This window comes from Streptomyces sp. NPDC096012 (assembly GCF_040426375.1).
In the GTDB taxonomy this organism is placed as follows: Bacteria; Actinomycetota; Actinomycetes; order Streptomycetales; family Streptomycetaceae; genus Streptomyces.
Genome location: NZ_JBEOTD010000038.1, coordinates 24,791 through 45,318 on the forward strand (window position 1 = coordinate 24,791; position 20,528 = coordinate 45,318).

Annotated in this window: 16 protein-coding genes; 3 read left to right on the forward strand and 13 right to left on the reverse strand. The window is 75.2% G+C overall.

Annotated features, from left to right (window positions below):
• The first annotated feature begins 6 nt into the window (after positions 1–6).
• Positions 7–1,098, forward strand: coding sequence for an amidohydrolase family protein (locus ABVB68_RS29035; protein ID WP_353604136.1), 1,092 nt, complete (start codon positions 7–9; stop codon positions 1,096–1,098).
• A 203-nt stretch (positions 1,099–1,301) separates the two neighbouring features.
• Positions 1,302–2,210, forward strand: coding sequence for an SCO1860 family LAETG-anchored protein (locus tag ABVB68_RS29040; RefSeq protein WP_353604137.1), 909 nt, complete (start codon positions 1,302–1,304; stop codon positions 2,208–2,210).
• A 70-nt stretch (positions 2,211–2,280) separates the two neighbouring features.
• On the opposite strand, the gene cobC is transcribed toward ABVB68_RS29040, so the two are convergent.
• Genes cobC through cobM form a run of 6 tightly spaced genes read right to left on the reverse strand, consistent with a single transcriptional unit; the run spans position 2,281 to position 8,709 of the window.
• Positions 2,281–3,438, reverse strand: a complete 1,158-nt coding sequence (gene cobC / locus ABVB68_RS29045) for an Rv2231c family histidinol phosphate aminotransferase CobC (protein ID WP_353604138.1) — start codon at positions 3,436–3,438, stop codon at positions 2,281–2,283.
• Entirely contained in the window at positions 3,428–4,354 is a 927-nt protein-coding gene (locus ABVB68_RS29050; RefSeq protein ID WP_353604139.1) for a sirohydrochlorin chelatase, read from the reverse strand. The genes cobC and ABVB68_RS29050 overlap by 11 nt, the downstream gene beginning before the upstream one ends.
• The gene (locus ABVB68_RS29055) at positions 4,351–4,938 is read right to left on the reverse strand and encodes a precorrin-8X methylmutase (RefSeq protein ID WP_353604140.1); all 588 of its coding nucleotides are present in this window, start codon (positions 4,936–4,938) and stop codon (positions 4,351–4,353) included. Before ABVB68_RS29055 ends, ABVB68_RS29050 begins: the two co-directional genes overlap by 4 nt.
• Positions 4,935–6,662 (reverse strand): precorrin-3B C(17)-methyltransferase, encoded by a 1,728-nt coding sequence (gene cobJ / locus ABVB68_RS29060; RefSeq protein ID WP_353604141.1) that lies wholly within the window; start codon positions 6,660–6,662, stop codon positions 4,935–4,937. The genes ABVB68_RS29055 and cobJ overlap by 4 nt, the downstream gene beginning before the upstream one ends.
• The gene (gene cbiE, locus ABVB68_RS29065) at positions 6,659–7,894 is read right to left on the reverse strand and encodes a precorrin-6y C5,15-methyltransferase (decarboxylating) subunit CbiE (protein WP_353604142.1); all 1,236 of its coding nucleotides are present in this window, start codon (positions 7,892–7,894) and stop codon (positions 6,659–6,661) included. Before cbiE ends, cobJ begins: the two co-directional genes overlap by 4 nt.
• Entirely contained in the window at positions 7,891–8,709 is an 819-nt protein-coding gene (gene cobM, locus ABVB68_RS29070) for a precorrin-4 C(11)-methyltransferase (RefSeq protein ID WP_353604143.1), read from the reverse strand. Before cobM ends, cbiE begins: the two co-directional genes overlap by 4 nt.
• A gap of 117 nt (positions 8,710–8,826) precedes the next feature.
• On the opposite strand from cobM, the gene ABVB68_RS29075 reads away from it, so the two are divergent.
• Positions 8,827–9,558 carry a ZIP family metal transporter gene (locus ABVB68_RS29075; RefSeq protein ID WP_353604144.1) on the forward strand — a complete coding sequence of 244 codons (732 nt, stop codon included), beginning with the start codon at positions 8,827–8,829 and terminating at the stop codon, positions 9,556–9,558.
• 131 nt (positions 9,559–9,689) lie between these two features.
• On the opposite strand, the gene cobI is transcribed toward ABVB68_RS29075, so the two are convergent.
• Genes cobI through ABVB68_RS29110 form a run of 7 tightly spaced genes read right to left on the reverse strand, consistent with a single transcriptional unit; the run spans position 9,690 to position 20,492 of the window.
• Positions 9,690–10,421 (reverse strand): precorrin-2 C(20)-methyltransferase, encoded by a 732-nt coding sequence (gene cobI, locus ABVB68_RS29080; protein WP_353604145.1) that lies wholly within the window; start codon positions 10,419–10,421, stop codon positions 9,690–9,692.
• Positions 10,418–11,788 carry a cobyrinic acid a,c-diamide synthase CobB gene (locus tag ABVB68_RS29085; protein WP_353604147.1) on the reverse strand — a complete coding sequence of 457 codons (1,371 nt, stop codon included), beginning with the start codon at positions 11,786–11,788 and terminating at the stop codon, positions 10,418–10,420. Before ABVB68_RS29085 ends, cobI begins: the two co-directional genes overlap by 4 nt.
• Positions 11,782–12,390 (reverse strand): cob(I)yrinic acid a,c-diamide adenosyltransferase, encoded by a 609-nt coding sequence (cobO, locus tag ABVB68_RS29090; RefSeq protein WP_353604148.1) that lies wholly within the window; start codon positions 12,388–12,390, stop codon positions 11,782–11,784. Before cobO ends, ABVB68_RS29085 begins: the two co-directional genes overlap by 7 nt.
• Positions 12,390–14,399: a putative cobaltochelatase gene (locus ABVB68_RS29095; RefSeq protein WP_353604149.1), complete on the reverse strand. Its 2,010-nt coding sequence runs from the start codon at positions 14,397–14,399 to the stop codon at positions 12,390–12,392. Before ABVB68_RS29095 ends, cobO begins: the two co-directional genes overlap by 1 nt.
• Positions 14,396–18,046, reverse strand: coding sequence for a cobaltochelatase subunit CobN (cobN, locus tag ABVB68_RS29100; RefSeq protein ID WP_353604150.1), 3,651 nt, complete (start codon positions 18,044–18,046; stop codon positions 14,396–14,398). The genes ABVB68_RS29095 and cobN overlap by 4 nt, the downstream gene beginning before the upstream one ends.
• On the reverse strand, positions 18,043–19,551 hold the full coding sequence (locus ABVB68_RS29105) for a cobyric acid synthase (protein WP_353604151.1): 1,509 nt from the start codon (positions 19,549–19,551) through the stop codon (positions 18,043–18,045). The genes cobN and ABVB68_RS29105 overlap by 4 nt, the downstream gene beginning before the upstream one ends.
• Positions 19,548–20,492, reverse strand: a complete 945-nt coding sequence (locus ABVB68_RS29110) for a cobalamin biosynthesis protein (protein ID WP_353604152.1) — start codon at positions 20,490–20,492, stop codon at positions 19,548–19,550. The genes ABVB68_RS29105 and ABVB68_RS29110 overlap by 4 nt, the downstream gene beginning before the upstream one ends.
• Between the last annotated feature and the right edge of the window lie 36 nt (positions 20,493–20,528).

Consider the following 20,528-nt stretch of genomic DNA (forward strand, 5'->3'; position numbering starts at 1 on the left):
CGATGCATGAGCGATGGCGCCGTGCTGCACGTGAAGGGCCGGGTCCTGGCGGGACCCGACGACGTCCGTGACGAGCTGTGGGTGGTCGGGGGGCGGATCTCGTACGACCGCCCCGCCGGCGCCCGCGACGTCACCACGGTGGCGGGCTGGGCGCTGCCCGGCCTGGTCGACGCGCACTGCCACGTCGGCCTCGGGGCGCACGGCCCGGTCGACGCCGACAGCGCGGAGAAGCAGGCGCTCACCGACCGGGAGGCGGGCACCCTGCTGCTGCGCGACGCGGGCTCGCCCTCCGACACCCGCTGGATCGACGAGCGCGACGACCTCCCGAAGATCATCCGCGCCGGCCGGCACATCGCCCGCACCCGCCGCTACATCCGCAACTACGCCTGGGAGATCGAGCCGGAGGACCTCGTCGCGTACGTCGCCCAGGAGGCGCGGCGCGGCGACGGCTGGGTCAAGCTGGTCGGCGACTGGATCGACCGCGGCCTCGGCGACCTCGCTCCCTGCTGGCCCCGGGCGGCGGTCGAGTCCGCCATCGCCGAGGCCCACCGGCTCGGCGCCCGCGTCACCGCGCACTGCTTCGCCGAGAACTCCCTGCGGGATCTGGTCGAGGCGGGCATCGACTGCATCGAACACGCCACCGGCCTGACCGAGGACCTGATCCCGCTGTTCGCCGAGCGGGGTGTCGCGATCGTCCCGACCCTCGTCAACATCGCCACCTTCCCGCAGCTCGCGGCCGGCGGCGACACCCGCTATCCCCGCTGGTCCGCCCACATGCGCCGGCTGCACGAACGCCGCTACGACACCGTGCGCGGCGCCTACGACGCCGGCATCCCCGTCTACGTCGGCACGGACGCCGGCGGCTCGCTCGCCCACGGCATGGTCGCGGCGGAGGTGGCGGAACTGGTCACCGCCGGCATCCCGCCCCTCCAGGCCCTGTCGGCGACCAGCTGGAGCGCCCGGGCCTGGCTCGGGCGGCCGGGACTGGACGAGGGCGCCCCGGCCGACCTGGTGGTCTACGACGCGGATCCGCGGGCGGACGTACGGGTGCTGGCGGCACCGCGACGGGTCGTGCTGAACGGGCGCGTGGTGGAGTAGCCGGCGAGCGGTGGAGCGGCGGGCGAAGCCGTGAACCGGCGGACCACTCCCGGGGCGCCGGGGAACGCCTGTGCCCGGTGATTCGAAGAGGCGTACTGAAACGCCTCTATCGAGTGAAGTGACCCCGGACGGCTGACCGTTCACCCACAGTGCGGACAAGGTTGACGAGTCCCAAGAACGTTTCGTCTGGGGGTCCCACCGCCTTGAACAGCAACAACTTCCGTATGCCCGCACGCCGTCTCGCCGTCGTCGCGACGGCCGCCGCGCTCACCGCGGCGCCCGCGGCCCTGGGCGCGAGCGCCGCGCACGCGACCGGTGGTCACGGCCGCGCCTCCGCCGTCGTCCTGCGCACCGGGCTCGACGTGTCCCTGCTCAACAAGACCGTCGAGGTCCCGCTCGCGGTCTCCCTCGACGACGTCCGGGCACCGCGGAGCGCCGACCGCGCCGCACTGTCCGCCCGGCTCGACGGTGTGGCCGGCGGCAAGCCGTTCACCGTGCTCGGTGCGGACGTCGCCCAGTCCCGGGCCACCGTGACGGACCGGCGCGCCGAGGGCTCGGTCCGGCTCGTCCACGCCAGGCTGCACGTGCCCGGCCTGCCCCTGCTGTCCCTGATCGAGGCCGACACGGTCACCGCGAGGGCGACCTGCGAGGCCGGCAGGGCGCCGGCCGCCTCGGCGAACGTCCTCGGAGCCGTCACCGTCCTCGGCAAGAGGGTCACGCTGACCGCCGGCGGCCCCGTCGAGGTGAAGGTGCCCGGTGTCGGCGAGGTCCGGCTCGACCTGGCCGCACGGCGGACCACGAGCCGCACGGCCGCCGCGACCGCCCTCGAACTCAAGGTCTCCGTCAACCCGTTGAGGCTCAATGTGGCCGACGTCGAGGGCACGGTCACGCTGGCCAAGGCCACCTGTGAGTCCCCGGCGGCCCCGCCCGCCGGGCATCCCGTGCCGAGCCACGACCCGGCCGCCGACGTCCGTCCCCAGGGCGCCCCGGCCGAGGCCGGCCTCGCGGAGACCGGCGGCAGCTCGGCGACCCCGTACATCGCGGGCGGCGCGCTCGCGCTGCTGCTGGTCGGCGGGGGAGCGGTGACGGCGGCCCGGCGCCGCAAGAACTGACCCCCCGCCGGGCCGGCCCCGGCGTGCCGCGGGGCCGGTCCGGCGCTGCGGGGCCGGTCCGGCAGGGCGCTCAGCCGGCCGGGGCGGCCGGGCCCGGGGGAGGAGTCAGTGCCGCGGACAGTGCGCGCAGGAATCCGTCCGACGTCACCCGGTCCCGCACGGCGATCCGCACCCATTCCGCGCCGAGCCCGGGAAACGTGTCCCCACGGCGCACGGCGTGACCGAGAGCGCGCAACCGTCGCCGTACCGCCGCCGCGTCCGGCATGCGCACCAGCACGAACGGCCCCTGGGCGGGCTCCACGACCCGCACACCGCGCGGCGCGAACGCGGCGAGCCCGGCCACCAGGTGGGCCCGGTCCGCGGCGATCCGGTGCGCCGCGTGGCCCGCCTCCGCCAGCGCCCGCGGTGCCACGCACGCCTCGGCCGCGGCCAGCGCCGGGGTGGACACCGGCCACAGCGGCTGGGCACGCTCCAGCGAGGCGACGATCCCGGGGGCGGCCAGCACGTACCCGATGCGCAGCCCCGCCAGCCCCCAGGTCTTGGTGAGGCTGCGCAGCACGACGAGGCCGGGCACGTCGGTCCGCCCGGCCAGCGCCTCCCGCTCGCCCGGCACCGCGTCCATGAACGCCTCGTCCACCACCAGGACCCGCCCGGGACGGGCGAGTGCGGCGATCACGCCGGCCGGATGCAGCACCGACGTGGGGTTCGTCGGGTTCCCGATCACCACCAGGTCCGCGTCCTGCGGCACCGCCGCCGGATCCAGCCGGAAACCGTCCTCCTCCCGCAGCAGCACCCGCTCCACCGTGTGCCCGGCGTCCCGCAGCGCCGCCTCGGGTTCGGTGAACTGCGGGTGCACGACGACCGGCCGGCGAACCCGCAGGGCGCGGGCGAGCAGCACGAACGCCTCCGCCGCCCCCGCCGTCAGCAGCACCCGCTCCACCGGCAGCCCGTGCCGCGCCGCCACCGCCGCCCGCGCGTCCCGCCCGTCCGGGTAGGCCGCCAGCGACGGCAGGCTGGCGGCGATCTTCTCGCGCAGCCACGGCGGAGGCGTGTCGGCACGGACGTTGACGGCGAGGTCCACCAGCGCGGCCCCGTCGTCCCGCACCTCGGCGTCCCCGTGATGACGGAGGTCGTCCCCGTGCTGACGCACGTCGTCCTCGTGCTGACGCACGTCGTCCCCGTCCTCACGCACGTCGTGCCCGGTGCCGCGGGCGTCCTCAGTGCGCATGGCTGTGCGAGTGCCCCCCGTGATGGTGGTGCCCGTGGTGGTGGCCGTCGTCGTCCGGATGGAAGTGCGGCTGCTGCGGCAGCCCCACCTTGTCCTCGAAGCCCGGCAGCGCGATCCGGTACACGCAGGAGTCGCAGTTCATCCGCAGATCGCCCTTCACGGCCTCCTCGTACCGCTCCAGCACCAGATCCAGCAGCTCCGGCTCCGGCCCGATGACGTCGGCCGAGCGCACCTCCGTCTCCGGATGCGCGGCCGCCCAGCCCTCGGTCTGCCGCCGCACCCGGTCCGGCAGGATCCCGGTGAACAGGAAGTACGGCAGCACGACGATCCGCTTCGCCCCCAGCCGCACGCACCGGTCCAGACCGCTCGGCACGTCCGGCGCCGCCAGCGACACGAACGCCGTCTCGACACCGGCGTACCCGCGGCCCTCCCACAGCAGCCGGGCCGCCTTGTGCACCTCGGCGTTGGCGTCCGGATCCGTCGAACCCCGGCCGACCAGCAGGACGGTGACGTCCGAGCGGTCCCCGGGCGTACGGGCCGAGCCCCCGAGCGCCTCGTCCAGCCGCCGCTCCAGCACGTTCAGCAGCGCCGGATGCGGGCCGAGCGGACGGCCGTAGGTGTACGAGATGCCCGGGTGCCGTTCCTTCTCCCGGGTCAGCGCCGCCGGGATGTCACCCTTGGCGTGCCCGGCGGACACCAGCATCAACGGCACGGCCGCGAACCGGCGTACGCCCTTGTCCACCAGCTCGGCGACCGCCTCGCCCAGCGGCGGCGGCGACAGCTCGATGAAGCCGCCCGCGACGGTCAGGTCGGGCCGGCGGCGCCCCAGCTGTCGCACGAAGTCGCGGAACGCCTCCGCTCCGGCGTCGTCACGGGTGCCGTGTCCGGCGATGAGCAGGGCGGGCGGGGTGGTCACGAGGTCTCCTCAGACGAAACGGGGTGGTACAGCAGGGCGTTGAGCGCGGCGGCGGCCACCGCCGAGCCGCCCTTCTCGGACACGTTGCTCACGGCGGGCAGTCCGCTGTCGCGCAACGCGGCCTTGGACTCGGCCGCGCCGACGAAACCGACGGGCAGGCCGATGACGAGTGCGGGGGAGGCGTCCAGCGTCAGCAGCTCCTCCAGGGCGGTCGGCGCACAGCCGATCACCCACAGGGCGCCCGGGCCGACCTGCTCGTGGGCGAGCCGGACCGCGTGCGCCGAACGGGTCAGCCCCGGACCGGACTTGGCGTCCTTCAGCCGGCACACGGTCTCCCGCCGGGTGATGCCGGCAGCGACCATCTCCACGTCCACGACGACGGGCGCACCGGCGTGCAGCGCCGCGTGGGCCCTGACCAGGTCGCCCTCGTCCATGACGAGATCGGCGGCGTACTCCAGGTCGGCAGCGGAGTGGATGACCCGCTCGACCACCGCCCGGGTCAGCGGCGGGAGGTGCGAGGTGTCCAGGCGGGCGCGCAGCCGCCGGAAGGACTCCTGCTCGATGGGGTGGACCACACGGTTCATCGGGTGCCCTCCCGCCCGGCGGCGGAGCCGCTCACCGGTGCGGCCTCCTGCCAGCGGTAGCCGCGCGGGGTCACCATGCGCCCCGCGACGGTGCGGGTCGCGGTGTTGCCCACGGTGACGACCGTCATCATGTCGACCGTCGCCGGGTCCAGCCCGGCGAGGGTGGTGACCCGGCTGGACCCGTCAGGCCGGGACGCGTTGCGCACGACACCGACCGGGGTGGCCGGCTCCCGGTGCTCGGCGAGGATCGCGAGCGCCTTGGGCAGCTGCCAGTCGCGGCCCCGGGAACGCGGGTTGTAGAAGGTGACGACGATGTCCGCCTCGGCGGCCGCCCGCACCCGGCGCTCGATGACCTCCCACGGCGTGTGCAGGTCGGACAGGCTGATGGACACGTGGTCGTGGCCCAGCGGCGCCCCCAGGATCGCCCCGGCGGCCAGTGCGGCCGTCACCCCGGGCACCCCGACCACGTCGATGTCGTCGGACGCCTCGGCGAGCGCCGGGGAGGCCATGGCGTACACGCCCGCGTCCCCGCTGCCGATCAGCGCCACCGCGTGCCCGCGCCGGGCCTCCGCGACGGCCGTACGGGCCCGCTCCTCCTCCGCGCCGAGCCCGGACTCCAGCACCCGGGTGCCCGGCCGCAGCAGATCGCGGATCTGGTCCACGTACTGGTCGAGCCCGACCAGCACCGAGGCCCGCCGCAGCTCGGCCGTCGCGCGCGGGGTGAGCAGGTCCCGGGCGCCGGGCCCGAGTCCGACCACGGCCAGCCGGCCGCGCCCCGGGCGCCGTACGACGGCACAGGTCGCCCTCGCGGGCTGCCCGTCGGCACGCCGGGACTTCCGCTTGGGCACGAGGAGTTCACCGCCGCGGACCAGCGCGGCCGCCTCGGCGACCGACGGCGTGCCGACGGCCGCGAGGGGCGCGTCGGACGGGTTGGGCACCTCGACGGCCGCCAGCTCCCCTGCGGAGTGGCCCACCAGCGGCACCCCGAGCCGTTCGGCGGCGGCGACGAGGCCGGGCTCCGCCGACTTGGCGTCCACGGTGGCCAGTTCGGCCACGGAACGCGGCGAGAGACCCGCCTCGCGCAGCGCCGCCTCGATCAGCCCCAGCACCTCCTCGGCCGGGGCGCCCTTGGACGCGCCGACCCCGACCACCAGGGACGGCGGCCGGAGCAGCACCTCCCGCTCGCCCGGTTCGACGGCGCGGTCGGTGAGCCGGACGGTGTACGAGCCGTGCGGTGCGGTGGGCAGCGGCGGCAGCGGCCACGGCACCTCCGCCTCCAGCGCGACCGCCTCACCGTCCAGCAGGGCACGGGAGACCGTGGCGACCGCGCCCTCGCAGGGCAGCCCGAGGGTGTCCAGGCCGGGCAGCCCGGCGGCGTCCGTGGCGGTCGTCACGACGGGCTCGGCACCGAGCACCTCACCGACCCGGCGGGCGAGTTCGTTGGCGCCGCCGCCGTGCCCGCCGACCAGCGAGACGGCGAACCGGCCGCCCTCGTCCACGCACACCACACCCGGGTCGGCGCTCTTGTCGCCGAGCAGCGGGGCGAGCAGTCGTACGACCGCCCCCGTGGCGAGGAAGCAGACCAGCTGCCCGCACTCCGCGAACGCGGTCCGCACCGCCTCCCCGACGGGACCCTCGTACACCCGGGTACGGTCCGGCCAGGCCGCGGCCAGCCGGTCCCGTGCCGCCGCCCCCGCCACGGTGGCGGAAATGAGGCCGATCACTGCGCAACTCCTTCACTGGGCAACGGGGTTCTGACACCCCAGAGCAGAAACACCGGATTCGTGGCCGCCAGACGCGTCACGTCACCCGGCAGCGGTGCCAGCCGCGACGACTGCAGCAGCACCCCCGCACAGCCGAACCCGGCGGCCGTCAGCGCCTCGCGCGCCGCCGGCACCCGGTCCAACGCGGCCACGGCGACCACCACGGTCCGCCGGGCCCGCCGGGCACACGCGGTCACGACGGCGGGCAGCTCGCGCCCCCCGCCGCCGACGAACACCGCGTCCGGATCGTCGGCCAGCCCGGACAGCGTCTGCGGCGCCGTGCCGTGCACCACGCGTACGTCCACGCCGTGGGCCCGCGCGTTGTCGTGGACGCGCTGCACCCCGTCCGGGGCCTTCTCGATCGCGACGACGGCCGCGCCGAGCCGTGCGCACTCCACGGCCACCGAGCCCGAACCGGCACCCACGTCCCACACCAGGTCGCCCGGGCGCGGCCCCAGCCGGGCCAGGGCCAGCGCCCGCACCTCGAACTTGGTGATCATCGAGTCCCGGTGCGCGAACTCGTCCTCGTCCAGCGCCCACCGGGCCGGGCCGGACGGCACGCCGGCGACCGTGCGCACCGCGCCGAGGGCCCGTGCCTCGTCCAGGCAGAGCACCACGTTCACCGCCGTACCCCAGTCCCGGGCCGCCGCCTCGGCGGGCGTCACCCGCTCCACGCGCTCCCGCTCCGGGTCGCCGAGCGCGCTGGCCACGACCAGGACCCGGTCGCCGTCCAGCGCGGCACCGAGCTCGGCGGGCCCGGCCCCGGGGCCGGTGAGGACGGCCACCTTGGGGTGCGCCCGGCAGACGTTCACCGCCGTACGCGGATCCCGGCCGTGCGCGCTGACCACGACGGCGTCGTCCCAGGGCAGCCCGATCCGGGCGAACGCCGTGGCCACCGAGGACACCCCCGGCCGCACGTCCAGCAGCCCGGCCCCGAACCGCTCGGCCAGGGCCCGCACGATCCCGAAGAAGCCGGGGTCCCCGGACGCCAGCACGACCACCGGCAGTTCCTTGCCGACGTACTCCGCGATCGCGTCCAGGGCCGGCGCCAGCGGGCCGAGCACGATCCGTTCGGCGCCCCGCGGCGGCCGTACGGCGTCCAGGTGCCGGCGCCCGCCGACCACCAGCGCGGCCCCGGCGAGCACGTCGTCCGCGGCGGGCGCTCCCGTCCCGGTGCCGACGACCGTGATCAACTCTTCGCCCCCCGCTCGCGCAGCGCCCGCCGTGCCTCCGGATCGGCCTTGCGGTACCCGTGGAAGTGCCCCGGGTGGTACAGGTGCGAGCGGGTGCCCTCGGCGTCCAGCGCCGGTCCCACCAGGAACAGCGTGTGCTTCCAGAGCCTGTGCTCCTTGACCGTCTCCTCCAGCGTGCCGATCGTGCACTTCTCGACCAGTTCCTCCGGCCAGGTCACCTGGTGGGCGACGATCACCGGGGTGTCGGTCGGGTAGCCGCCCTCGAGCAGCTCGCGCACCAGCTGCCCGCTGCGCGCCGCCGACAGGAAGACCGCCATGGTCGTACCGTGCCGGGCGAACTCACGGACCTCCTCGCCGGGCGGCATCGGCGTCTTGCCGCCGCCCAGCCGCGTGAGCACGACGGACTGCGCGACCTCCGGGATCGTCAGCTCGCGCCCGGCGAGCGCGGCCACCGCCGAGAACGACGACACCCCGGGCACGATCTCCGTCCCGATTCCGATCCGCGCGCACCGGTCCAGCTGCTCCTGGGTGCCGCCCCACAGCGCCGGGTCGCCGGAGTGGATCCGGGCGACCTTCAGCCCCTCGGCGTGCGCCCGCCGGTAGACGGCGACGACGTCCTCCAGGGACATGGTGGCCGAGTCCAGGATCTCCGCGTCCTCGCGCGCGTGCCCGAGGACCTCCGCCTGGACCAGGCTGGCCGCCCAGATCACCACGTCCGCCTCGGCGATCGCGCGGGCGGCACGGAACGTCAGCAGGTCGGCGGCGCCGGGGCCGGCACCGACGAACGTCACCTTGCCGGTGGGGGCATCGGCCATGGGAAGGGTCCTCTCGTACGGGATCACCACTCGGAAGCGGGTGAAATCTCAGGGTGTGGCGGGGTATGGACGGCGCCGGATGTGCGCGAAGGCACCTCCATCGGATAGCAAGTGCCTATGGCGGTCTTCGTCGCGCTCGGCGCGTTCCTGATGACGCTGGCCGGCGGCTGGACGGCACAGCGCGTGACCGACCGTCGCCATCTCGTCCTGGGACTGGCCGGCGGCCTGATGCTGGGCGTGGTCGGCCTGGACCTGCTGCCGGAGGCGCTGCACGCGGCCGACCGGGAGGTCTTCGGCGTGCCCGCGGCCCTGCTGCTGTTCGTGACCGGGTTCCTGGTGGCCCACCTGGTGGAGCGCACCCTGGCCGCGCGCCAGGCGGCGCACGGCGGCGCCGAGCACGACCACCGGGCGCCCGAGGTGGGCCTGACCGCGGCCGCCGCGATGGTCGGCCACAGCGCCATGGACGGCGTGGCGATCGGCGCGGCCTTCCAGGTGGGCGGCGGCATGGGCACGTCCGTCGCGCTCGCCGTGATCGCGCACGACTTCGCCGACGGCTTCAACACCTTCACCGTCACGAGCCTGTACGGCAACGCGCGCCGGCGTGCGGTCGGCATGCTGGTGGCCGATGCCTGCGCCCCTCTGCTGGGCGCGCTGTCGACCGTCTTCTTCCACATCCCGGAGCCGGTGCTCGGCGGCTATCTCGGCCTCTTCGGCGGCGTCCTGCTCTATCTCGCCGCCGCCGAGATCCTCCCCGAGGCCCACCACGAGCACCCCGCCCGCTCCACCCTGCTGTGCACGGTCGCGGGCGCGGCCTTCATCTGGCTGGTGGTCGGCATCTCCGGCGGCTGACCGCACCGGCGGCCACCCGCCCTCCGGTGCCCCGCACCGCACGCCCCGCGGTCCGGCGCGCCGCACACCTCGCGCCGTGTGCCGCCCGGCCCGCGGCCCGGCGTGCCGCACGCTTCCGCGCCCCGCCCGGCTCACAGTTTCCCGCCCCGGCCGCCGTCCCGGCGCGGGGGCGCGATCAGCGTCGACAGGTACGGCAGCGGCGTCCCGTCCAGCTCGGCCGCCGGCCGCACCGACTCCTCCGGCAGCCCCAGCGCCGAACCCCACACCGCCTCCCCGAGCCGCCCGGTCTCCCGCAGCGCCTCGGCCACCTCGGCCGCCTGCCGCCCGAACTTGTACGCGACGACGGTCCCCGGCCCGGCCAGCGCCTCCTTCAGCACCGCGGAACCGGCCGTGACCGGGACGAGGGTCAGCGGCTCGGTGCCCTCCGTCAGCACCGCGCCCGAGCGCGCCGCGAGGTCCTGCATGGCGGTGATCCCGGGCACGGTCTCCACGACGACGCCCGGCACCAGCTCGGTGATGGTCTGCGCGAGATAGGTGAAGGTCGAGTACACGTTGGGGTCGCCGATGGTCGCGAAGGCGACGGACCGCCGCCGCCCCAGCAGTTCGGCGACCCGCGCGCCGGCCGCGTCCCAGGCCGCCTCCCGGCGCGCCCGGTCGGTCCGCTCGTTCAGCGCGAACACCACCCGGACGACCTTGTCCTCGGGCACGTAGTGCAGCACGGTCGCCTCGGCGCGCCCCCGCTCACCCGAGTCCATGACGGGTACGACGACGACGTCGGCCGAACGCAGCGCGTTGACCCCCTTGACGGTCACCAGCTCCGGGTCCCCGGGACCCACCCCGACCCCGACCAGCCTGCTGCTCATGACGCCTGGCACCTCTCCACGAACCGACGGGCGACACCGGGCTCGGACGCCCAGTGCGTGTGCAGATAACTCGCGTGCACGCCCTGCTGCACGAAACCTTCGACCCGCCGCCGGGGTGTCAGCACCCCCCAGGCGGGAGCCTCACCGGCCCCGGGATCGACGACCGTGCGGTGGAACTCGTGCCCCCGCATCCGCGTCCCGGCCGGCGCCAGCACGCTGTCGCCGACGGCCACGGCGTCCCGGTAGCCGAGGGTCAGCCGCTCGCTCATCCGCGCGGTGGCGTCCAGCACCCCGCACATCGGCAGCCCGTCCAACTCCCGGCACAGATAGAGGAGTCCGGCGCACTCGGCGGCCACGGGGGCACCGGAGAGGGCCAGTTCGGCGACGTCCTTGCGCAGTCGCTCGTTGGCGGACAGCTCACCGGCGTACACCTCGGGGAAACCGCCCCCGATCACCAGCCCGGCCGTGCCTTCGGGCAGTCGCTCGTCCCGGAGCGGGTCGAAGGTGACGACCTCGGCGCCGGCCGCGGCGAGCAGCTCGGTGTGCTCGGCGTAGGAGAAGGTGAACGCGGCGCCGCCGGCGACGGCGACGCGCGGCCCGCTGCCGGGCGCCGGCGCGACCCCGGGGGTCCAGGGGGTCCAGGGGGCGGAGTCCCCCGGCAGCGGACCGGCCGCACGCGCGAGTGCTTCCAGAGCGGCGAGGTCGCACCCCGCGGACACTAGCGCGGCCATCGCCGCCACCGAGTCCACCGCGTCGGTGCGGCGCTCGGCGACCGGCACCAGCCCCAGATGCCGCGACGGCGTCTCCACCGGGGCCGCCCGCCGCAGCACACCGAGGACGGGCACCCCCGCCGAGTCCAGCGCCTCCCGCAACAGCGCCTCGTGCCGGTCCGACCCCACCTTGTTCAGGATCACGCCCGCGACCCGCACCTCGGGGTCCCAGGAGGCGAACCCGTGCACCAGCGCCGCCACCGACCGCGACTGCGAGGAGGCGTCGACGACGAGCACCACCGGCGCCCGCAGCAGCTTGGCGACCTGCGCGGTGGACGCCAGCTCACCCTCCCCGGCGGCCCCGTCGTACAGCCCCATCACGCCCTCGACCACGGCGAGATCGCATCCCCGCGCCCCGTGCAGGAGGAGCGGGGCGACCAGCTCCGGACCGCACAGGTACGCGTCCAGGTTGCGCCCCACCCGCCCGGTCGCGAGCGCGTGGTACCCGGGGTCGATGTAGTCCGGCCCGACCTTGTGCGGGGACACGGCGAGCCCCCGCGCGGCGAACGCGGCCATCAGCCCCGTGGCGACGGTGGTCTTGCCGCTGCCCGAGGAAGGCGCGGCGACGACCAGCCGAGGCACCGACGACCTCACCACTCGATGCCCTTCTGGCCCTTCTGCCCCACGTCCATGGGGTGCTTGACCTTGGACATGTCGGTGACCAGGTCGGCGAAGTCCACCAGCTTCTGCGGCGCGTTGCGCCCGGTGATCACCACGTGCTGCGTGCCGGGGCGGTTGCGCAGCACCTCCACGACCTCGTCCGGGTCCACCCAGCCCCAGTGCATCGGGTACGCGAACTCGTCCAGCACGTACAGCCGGTACGTCTCCGCGGCCAGGTCCCGCTTGACCTGCTCCCAGCCCTCCCGGGCCTTCTCCTCGTTGGTCGCGTTGTCGCCCTGGAGGTCCCGCTGGACCCAGGACCAGCCCTCGCCCATCTTGTGCCAGGCGACGGTGCCGCCCTCACCGCAGGCGCCGAGCACCCGCAGCGCGTTCTCCTCGCCGACCTTCCACTTCGCCGACTTGACGAACTGGAACACCCCGATCGGCCACCCCTGGTTCCAGGCGCGCAGCGCGAGCCCGAACGCGGCGGTGGACTTGCCCTTGCCGACGCCCGTGTGCACGACGACCAGCGGACGGTTCCGGCGCTGCCGGGTCGTCAGCCCGTCGTCCGGCACCACACTCGGCTGTCCCTGCGGCATTACGCGGCCCTCCTCGAAGTCCCCTGCACATCCCGGACCAGCCCGGCGATCGAGTCGGCCCGCAGCTCGTCCAGCGTGACGGCCGTACCGCCCAGCTCACCCGCGAGCCGCCCGGCGAGCCCGAGCCGCACCGGCCCCGACTCGCAGTCCACGACCACCGAGGCGACCCGCCCGGCCGCGAACAGCCGTGCCGCCCGCCCCGCCAGAGCCACCGGCTCGGGCCCGCCGGTGGCGCGGCCGTCGGTCACCACCACGACCAGCGCCCGGCGCGCCGGATCCCGCAGCCGCTCCACCCGCAGCACCTCGTGCGCCTTCAGCAGCCCGGCCGCCAGCGGCGTACGGCCGCCCGTCGGCAGCGACTCCAGCCGGACCGCGGCCGCGTCCACCGACGAGGTCGGCGGCAGCGCCACCTCGGCCGCCGAGCCCCGGAAGGTCACCAGACCGACCTTGTCCCGCCGCTGGTAGGCGTCGAGCAGCAGCGACAGCACGGCACCCTTGACGGCGCCCATCCGCTGCCGTGCCGCCATCGACCCCGAGGCGTCCACCACGAACAGCACGAGATTGCCCTCGCGCCCCTCCCGGGCCGCCTGCCGCAGATCGTCCCGGCGGATCACCAGCCCCGGCCCGGACCGGCCGCGCGCCCGCTGGTGCGGGGCGGCGGCCTGCACGGTCGCCGCCAGATGCAGCTTGGTCAGCGCGCCCCGGGGCCGCCGGGCCCCGGTCGTGCGCCCGTGCTCGGTGCGGGCCCGCGACCGCCGCCCGGCGGCACCCTCGCCGAGGCCGGGCACGCTCAGCACCTTGGTCCGGAAGGGCTCGGCGGACCGTGCCGGTGCCTGCTCACCCGAACCGGCACCGGCGGGCTGCGGCTCGCCGCCCTCACCCGGCTCCGGCCGGGCGGCGGTGTCCCCGCCCCGCGGATCCTCGTCCGGCTCCGGCTGCCCGCCGCCCCCGCCGGGGCCGCCCGGACCGGGATCGTCGTCGCCGTCGTCCCCGTCGGCACCGGAGAACTGCTCCAGCGTCTCGTCCAGCCTGTCCTCGTCCAGGCCCGGCGCGTCGAACGGGTTGCGCCGGCGCCGGTGCGGCAGCGCGAGCAGCGCGGCCTGCCGCACGTCCTCGGCCAGCACATCCGTCCGCCCGGCCCAGGCGGCCAGCGCCGTCGCCGTACGCGCCATCACGATGTCGGCCCGCATGCCGTCCACCTCGAAGGCCGCGCAGGTCGCCGCGATCTGCCGCAGCGCCCCGTCGCCCAGCCGCACCTGAGGCAGCAACTCCCGGGCCGCCACGATCCGTTGCCGGACGGCGGCCTCCTCCTCCGCCCACCGGGCGGCGAAGGCCGCGGGGTCGTCGTCGTACGCCAGCCGGCGGCGCACCACCTCCACCCGCCGGTCCGGCTCGCGGGAGGCCGCGACCTCCACCGTCAGCCCGAACCGGTCCAGCAACTGCGGCCGCAGCTCGCCCTCTTCGGGGTTCATCGTGCCGACGAGCAGGAAGCGGGCCGCGTGCCGCACCGAGACACCCTCGCGCTCCACGTACGAGGCGCCCATCGCCGCCGCGTCCAGCAGCAGGTCGACCAGGTGGTCGTGCAGGAGGTTGACCTCGTCCACGTACAGGATGCCGCGGTGCGCGTCGGCCAGCAGGCCCGGCTCGAACGCCTTGACGCCCTCCGCCAGCGCCCGCTCGATGTCGAGCGCGCCGACCAGCCGGTCCTCGGAGGCGCCCACGGGCAGCTCGACCATGCGCGCCGGGCGCGCCGAACCGCCGCCCGGCTCGTGCGGCCCGTCCGGGCAGGCCGGATCGGGGGCCGCCGGGTCACAGGAGAACCGGCACCCGGGCACGACGGCCACCGCCGGCAGCAGCGCCGAGAGGGCCCGTACGGCCGTCGACTTGGCCGTGCCCTTCTCGCCGCGCACCAGCACACCGCCGACCGCGGGGGAGACCGCGTTCAGCAGCAGCGCGAGCCGCAGATCGTCCTGGCCGACCACGGCCGTGAAAGGGAAGGGGGTGGTCACTGGTCGCCCTCCAAGTCGCCTTCCAGCTCCAGATAGGTGGCGCGCAGCCGCTCCAGGGTCTCCGCGTCCGGTTCGGCCCACAGGCCGCGGTCGGCGGCCTCCAGCAGCCGCTCGGTGATACCGCGCAGCGCCCACGGGTTGGACTTCTTCATGAAGTCCCGGTTCTCCGGGTCGAAGACGTACTCCGCGCTCAGCTTCTCGTACATCCAGTCGTCGACCACGCCCGCCGTGGCGTCGTAGCCGAACAGGTAGTCCACGGTCGCCGCCATCTCGAAGGCGCCCTTGTAGCCGTGCCGGCGCATGGCCGCCATCCAGCGCGGGTTGACCACCCGGGCGCGGAAGACCCGGTGGGTCTCCTCGCCGAGCGTGCGGGTCTTCACCTGGTCCGGTACGGCGCTGTCACCGACGTACGCCTCGGGGCTGGCGCCCGTCAGGTGCCGGACCATGGCGACCATGCCGCCGTGGTACTGGAAGTAGTCGTCGGCGTCGACCAGGTCGTGCTCACGGGTGTCGACGTTCTTCGCGGCGACCGCGATCCGCCGGAACGCGGTCTCCATGTCACCGCGCGCCGCCCGCCCGCCGAGCCCGCGCCCGTACGCGTAGCCGCCCCACACCGCGTACACCTCGGCGAGATCCGCGTCGGAGCGCCAGTTGCGGGCGTCGATCAACGGCAGCAGCCCGGCGCCGTACGCGCCCGGCTTCGAGCCGAAGACACGGGCCGTCGCGCGCCGCCGGTCGCCGTGCGCGGCGGTGTCCTCGTCGGCGTGCGCCTTGACGAAGTTCTCCTCGGCCGGCTCGTCCAGCTCCGCCACCGCACGCACCGCGTCGTCGATCAGCCCGACCACGTGCGGGAACGCGTCCCGGAAGAAGCCGGAGATGCGGACCGTGACGTCGATGCGCGGGCGCCCCAGCTCCGCCAGGGGGACCACCTCGAAGCCGGTCACCCGGCGGGAGGCGTCGTCCCACACCGGACGGCAGCCCAGCAGCGCCAGGATCTCGGCGATGTCGTCGCCCTGCGTGCGCATCGCCGAGGTGCCCCACACCGTCAGGCCCACCGACTTCGGGTACGCGCCGGTGTCCTGGAGGTACCGCTGCACGAGCGAGTCGGCCAGCGACTGGCCGACCTCCCAGCTCAGCCGCGACGGGATCGCCTTGGGGTCGACCGAGTAGAAGTTCCGGCCCGTCGGCAGGACGTTGACCAGACCGCGGGTCGGCGAACCGGAGGGGCCCGCCGGGACGTAGCCGCCGTTCAGCGCCTTGAGGATGTGACCGATCTCGTCGGTGGTGCGGGCGAGCCGGGGGACCACCTCGGTGCAGGCGAACTCCAGCACCGCGACCGCCTCCGCCACTTCGGCGCCCAGGACCTCCCGGACGAGCGGCGCGCACCCGGCGACCGCCCAGTCCCGGGCCTCCATCCCCTCCGCGAACCGGCGGCACAGCTGCTCCAGCAGGTCGATCGCGTCGGCCGCCGAGCGGGCCGGCCCCGCCACCAGGTCCGTCAGCTCCACCGGCACCTTCACCGGCGCGCCCGGCTCGGCGAGCAGCTCCTTCTCCACGAGCCCGAAGTGTCCGGCCAGCGAGGCGCGCAGGCCCGGCAGCGCGTTCGCCTGCCCGCCCCACACCTGCGAGGCACGCAGCACGGCGAGGACCAGGTTCACCCGGGGCTCGCCCACCGGACCGCCGCCGAGGACGTGCAGCCCGTCCCGGATCTGCACGTCCTTGATCTCGCACAGATAGCCGTCGATGTGCATGACGAACTCGTCGAAGTCGTCGTCGCCCGGCTGCTCGTCCACGTGCAGGTCGTGGTGCAGCTCGGCGGCCTTCACCAGGGTCCAGATCTGCGCCCGCACGGCCGGGGCCTTCCCCGGGTCCAGGTCCGAGACGAGCGCGTACTCGTCGAGCAGCTGCTCCAGCTTGGCCAGGTCGCCGTAGGTGTCGGCGCGGGCCATCGGCGGGACGAGGTGGTCGACCACCGTGGCGTGCCCGCGCCGCTTGGCCTGGGTGCCCTCACCGGGATCGTTGACGATGAACGGGTAGATCAGCGGCAGCTCGCCGAGCACCGCGTCCGGTGCGCAGCCGGCGCCGAGGCCGAGGCCCTTGCCCGGCAGCCACTCCATCGTGCCGTGCTTGCCCATGTGCACGATCGCGTCCGCGCCGAAGCTGTTCTCCAGCCAGCGGTAGGCCGCCAGGTAGTGGTGCGACGGCGGCATGTCGGGGTCGTGGTAGATCGCGATCGGGTTCTCGCCGAAGCCGCGCGGCGGCTGGATCATCACGACGACGTTCCCGAACCGCAGGGAGGCCAGCACGATGTCCTCGCCGTCCACGTACAGGTTGCCCGGCGGCTCGCCCCACGCCTCCAGCATGCCCTCGCGCAGCTCCGGTTCGAGCGTGTCGAACCACGCGCGGTAGTCGGCCAGCGGCACCCGCGCGGGCGCCGCCGCCAGCTGCTCCTCGGTGAGCCACTCGACGTCGTGGCCGCCCGCCGCGATCAGCCGGTGGATCAACTCGTCCCCGTTGTCGGGGTATTCGCTGAGGCCGTAGCCCGCCTCCCGGAGCGCGTCCAGGACGCGCACCGCCGAGGCGGGGGTGTCCAGGCCGACCGCGTTGCCGACGCGCGAGTGCTTGGTCGGGTACGCGGTGAACACGAGCGCCAGCTTCTTGTCCGCGTTCGCCTTGTGCGCCAGCCGGGCGTGCCGTACGGCGATGCCGGCCACCCGCCCGGCCCGCTCGGGGTCGGCGACGTACACCGGCACGTCGTCCGGACCCTGCTCCTTGAAGGAGAACGGCACCGTGATCAGGCGTCCGTCGAACTCCGGGATCGCGACCTGCATCGCCGCGTCCATCGGGGAGAGCGCGGCGTCCGACTCGTCCCAGGCGCTCCGGGACGAGGTCAGGCACAGGCCCTGCAGCACCGGCACGTCGAGGTCGGCGAGCGCCCCGACGTCCCAGGCCTCCTCGTCGCCGCCGGCCGAGGCCTGCGAGGCGTGCGTGCCGCCCGCGGCGAGCACGGTGGCGATCAGGGCGTCGGTCCGGCCGAGGATCTCGTACAGCCCGGCGTCCGCGCCGCGCAGCGAACCGCAGTACACCGGCAGGGCGTTGGCGCCGTGCGCCTCGATCGCCTCGCACAGCGTGTCGACGAAGGCGGTGTTGCCGCTCAGCTCGTGGGCCCGGTAGAAGAGCACGCCCACGGTGGGGCGGCCGGCCCGGGCCTCGTACGCGCCGTGCACCCCGAACTCCGGCATCGCGCAGGGCTCCTCGAAGCCCTCGCCGGTGAGCAGCACGGTGTCCGACAGGAACCGGGCCAGCTCGGTCAGGTTCGCGGGGCCGCCCTCGACCAGGTACCTCAGTGCCTCCGCCACGACACCGGCCGGCACGGACGACTCGGCCATCAGCTCGGCGTCCGGCACCGCCTCACCGCCCAGCAGCACGGTCGGCACGCCGGACGCCTTCAGCGCGGCCAGCCCGTCCTCCCACGCCCGCTTGCCGCCCAGCAGCCGTACGACGGCGATGTCGGCGCCCTCGAGGAGGCCCGGCAGCTCACCGGGGACGTCCACCCGGGTCGGGTTCCCGATCCGGTACCCGGCGCCGGAGGCACGGGCCGCCAGCAGATCGGTGTCGGCGGTCGACAACAACAACACTGTGCTCATGCGGGCGCTCCCGGTGGGATGAAAGGCAGTCCTTGCGGCGCGCCGGACTCGATGAGCCGCCAGAGCGCGTCCGTGTCCGCGTGCTGTTCGATCAGGTCGCCGAGCCGGTCGAGCTGCTCCTCGCGCAGCGCGGCGAAGGATGTGTCCGGGGCCGGCACGAAGCGGCGGCCCGCGGCGGCGGCGACCTCGCGCAGGAAGGCCCGCCGGAAACCGTCCGACTCCAGGGAGCCGTGCCAGTGCGTGCCCCACGTCTGGCCGACCCGGCAGCCGTCCAGGAAGGGGGCGCCGCCGGTCACCTCGGCGACCCCGTGATGGATCTCGTACCCCTCGACCTGCTCGCCGAGGGCCTCGCCGACGGGCCGGGCGAGGGTCTTCCCGCGGGCGAACCGCACCCGTACCGGAAGCAGGCCGAGACCGCCGACCTCGCCGGCCCGGGACTCCACGTCGTCCTCGATGTGCTCCCCGAGCACCTGGAATCCGCCGCAGACGCCGAGGATCGGCCGGTGCTCGGCGGCCCTGCGGGCGAGGGCGTCCGCCAGCCCCCGCTCCCGCAGCCACCGCAGCGCCCGTACGGTCCCGCGCGTGCCCGGGACCACCACGAGGTCGGCGTCCGCCAGTTCCTCCGGCCGGTCCACGAACCGCACCACGACACCCGGTTCGGCCGCCAGCGCGTCCACGTCCGTGAAGTTGGACATCAGCGGGACCGCGCACACCGCGACCCGCAGCACGTCCTCGCCGACCGGCGGGGCGACGGCGGACTCCCGCACGGTGCCCCGCAACGACACCCGCAGCCCGTCCTCCTCGTCGATGCCGAGGCCGTGCCGGAACGGCAGGACGCCGTACGTGTGCCGCCCGGTCAGCCCGTGCAGCATGTCGAGGCCGGGCCGGAGCAGGGAGACGTCGCCGCGGAACTTGTTCACCAGGAACCCGGCGACCAGTTCCTGGTCCTCCGGCGAGAGCAGGGCGACGGTCCCGAAGAAGGAGGCGAAGACACCACCGCGGTCGATGTCGCCGACGACGAGCACGGGCAGCCGCGCACTGCGGGCGATGCCCATGTTGACGATGTCGGTCCGCCGCAGGTTGATCTCGGCCGGGCTCCCCGCCCCCTCACAGATCACCGCGTCATACGTGCCCCGCAACTCGGCCAGGCAGTCCAGCACCGTGCCCAGCAGCCGCTGTTGCCGGCCACCGTGGTAGCCGCGCGCGCTCATCTCGCCCACCGGCCTGCCCATCAGCACCACTTGACTGCTCTGCTCGCCACCGGGCTTGAGCAGCACCGGGTTCATCAGCGCGGTCGGCTCGACCCGGCACGCCTGGGCCTGCATGGCCTGCGCCCGCCCGATCTCCGCGCCCTCCCGCGTGACGAACGAGTTGAGCGACATGTTCTGCGCCTTGAACGGCGCCACCTTCACGCCCCGGCGCACCAGCCAGCGGCAGATGCCGGCCGTCACGACGCTCTTGCCGGCGTCGGAGGTGGTGCCGGCGACGAGGAGACCCCCGCTCACTTCCCACGTCCCTTCACGAGTCGGCGCGCGGCGACCGTGGCGCCGAGCGCGAGCAGGCCGACGCGGCGGGACAGCCGTACCGCCCGGTCGATGTCGGTGACCCGCACGGCGCGCCCGGTCCGTCCGTTGAGCACGGGGCGGTGCTCGATCCGGCCGCCGTAGGACAGCGTCCCGCCCAGGCGCACCCCGAGGGCACCCGCGAACGAGGCCTCCACGGGCCCGGCGTTGGGGCTCGGGTGCCGGTGCGCGTCGGCCTTCCAGGCGCGCAGGGCGCCGCGGGGATCGGGCCCGGCCGCCGCGGTGAGCACGGCGGTCAGCCGGGCCCCCGGCCAGCCGGCGAGGTCGTCCAGCCGGGCGGACGCCCAGCCGAAGCGCCGCAGGCGGGCCGACTTGTGGCCCACCATGGCGTCGAGGGTGTTGACCGCCCGGAAGCCGAGCAGGCCCGGCACGCCGCCCACGGCACCCCACACCAGCGCGCCCACGACGGCGTCCGAGGTGTTCTCGGCGACCGACTCGACCACGGCCCGGGCGATCCCGTCGGCGTCCAGCGCCTGCGGGTCCCGGCCGCACAGATGGGGCAGCCGCGCCCGGGCCGCCTCGACGTCGCCGGCCCGCAGGGCACGCCCGATCAGGTCGGCCTCCCGGGCGAGCGAGGTACCGCCGACGACGGCCCAGGTGGCGGCGGCGGTCAGCGCGACGGACGCGACGGGGGAGGGGCGAACGGCGCGTGCCGCCACGGCCCCGAGAGCGACGGCGCCACCGGCGCACACGGCGGTGTGCAGCGCGCCCCAGCCGCGGTGGTCGTGCCACAACGCGCCTTCCACGGCCGTGGCCGCGCGCCCGAACACGGCGACCGGGTGCCCGCGGCGCGGATCGCCGAGGAGCAGGTCACCGAGAAGGCCGGCGGCGGCGCCGTACGCGTAGCAGCGATCGGCACCCATCGGCTCAGCCGGCCGTGGGCACAGGAGCGGGCCTGG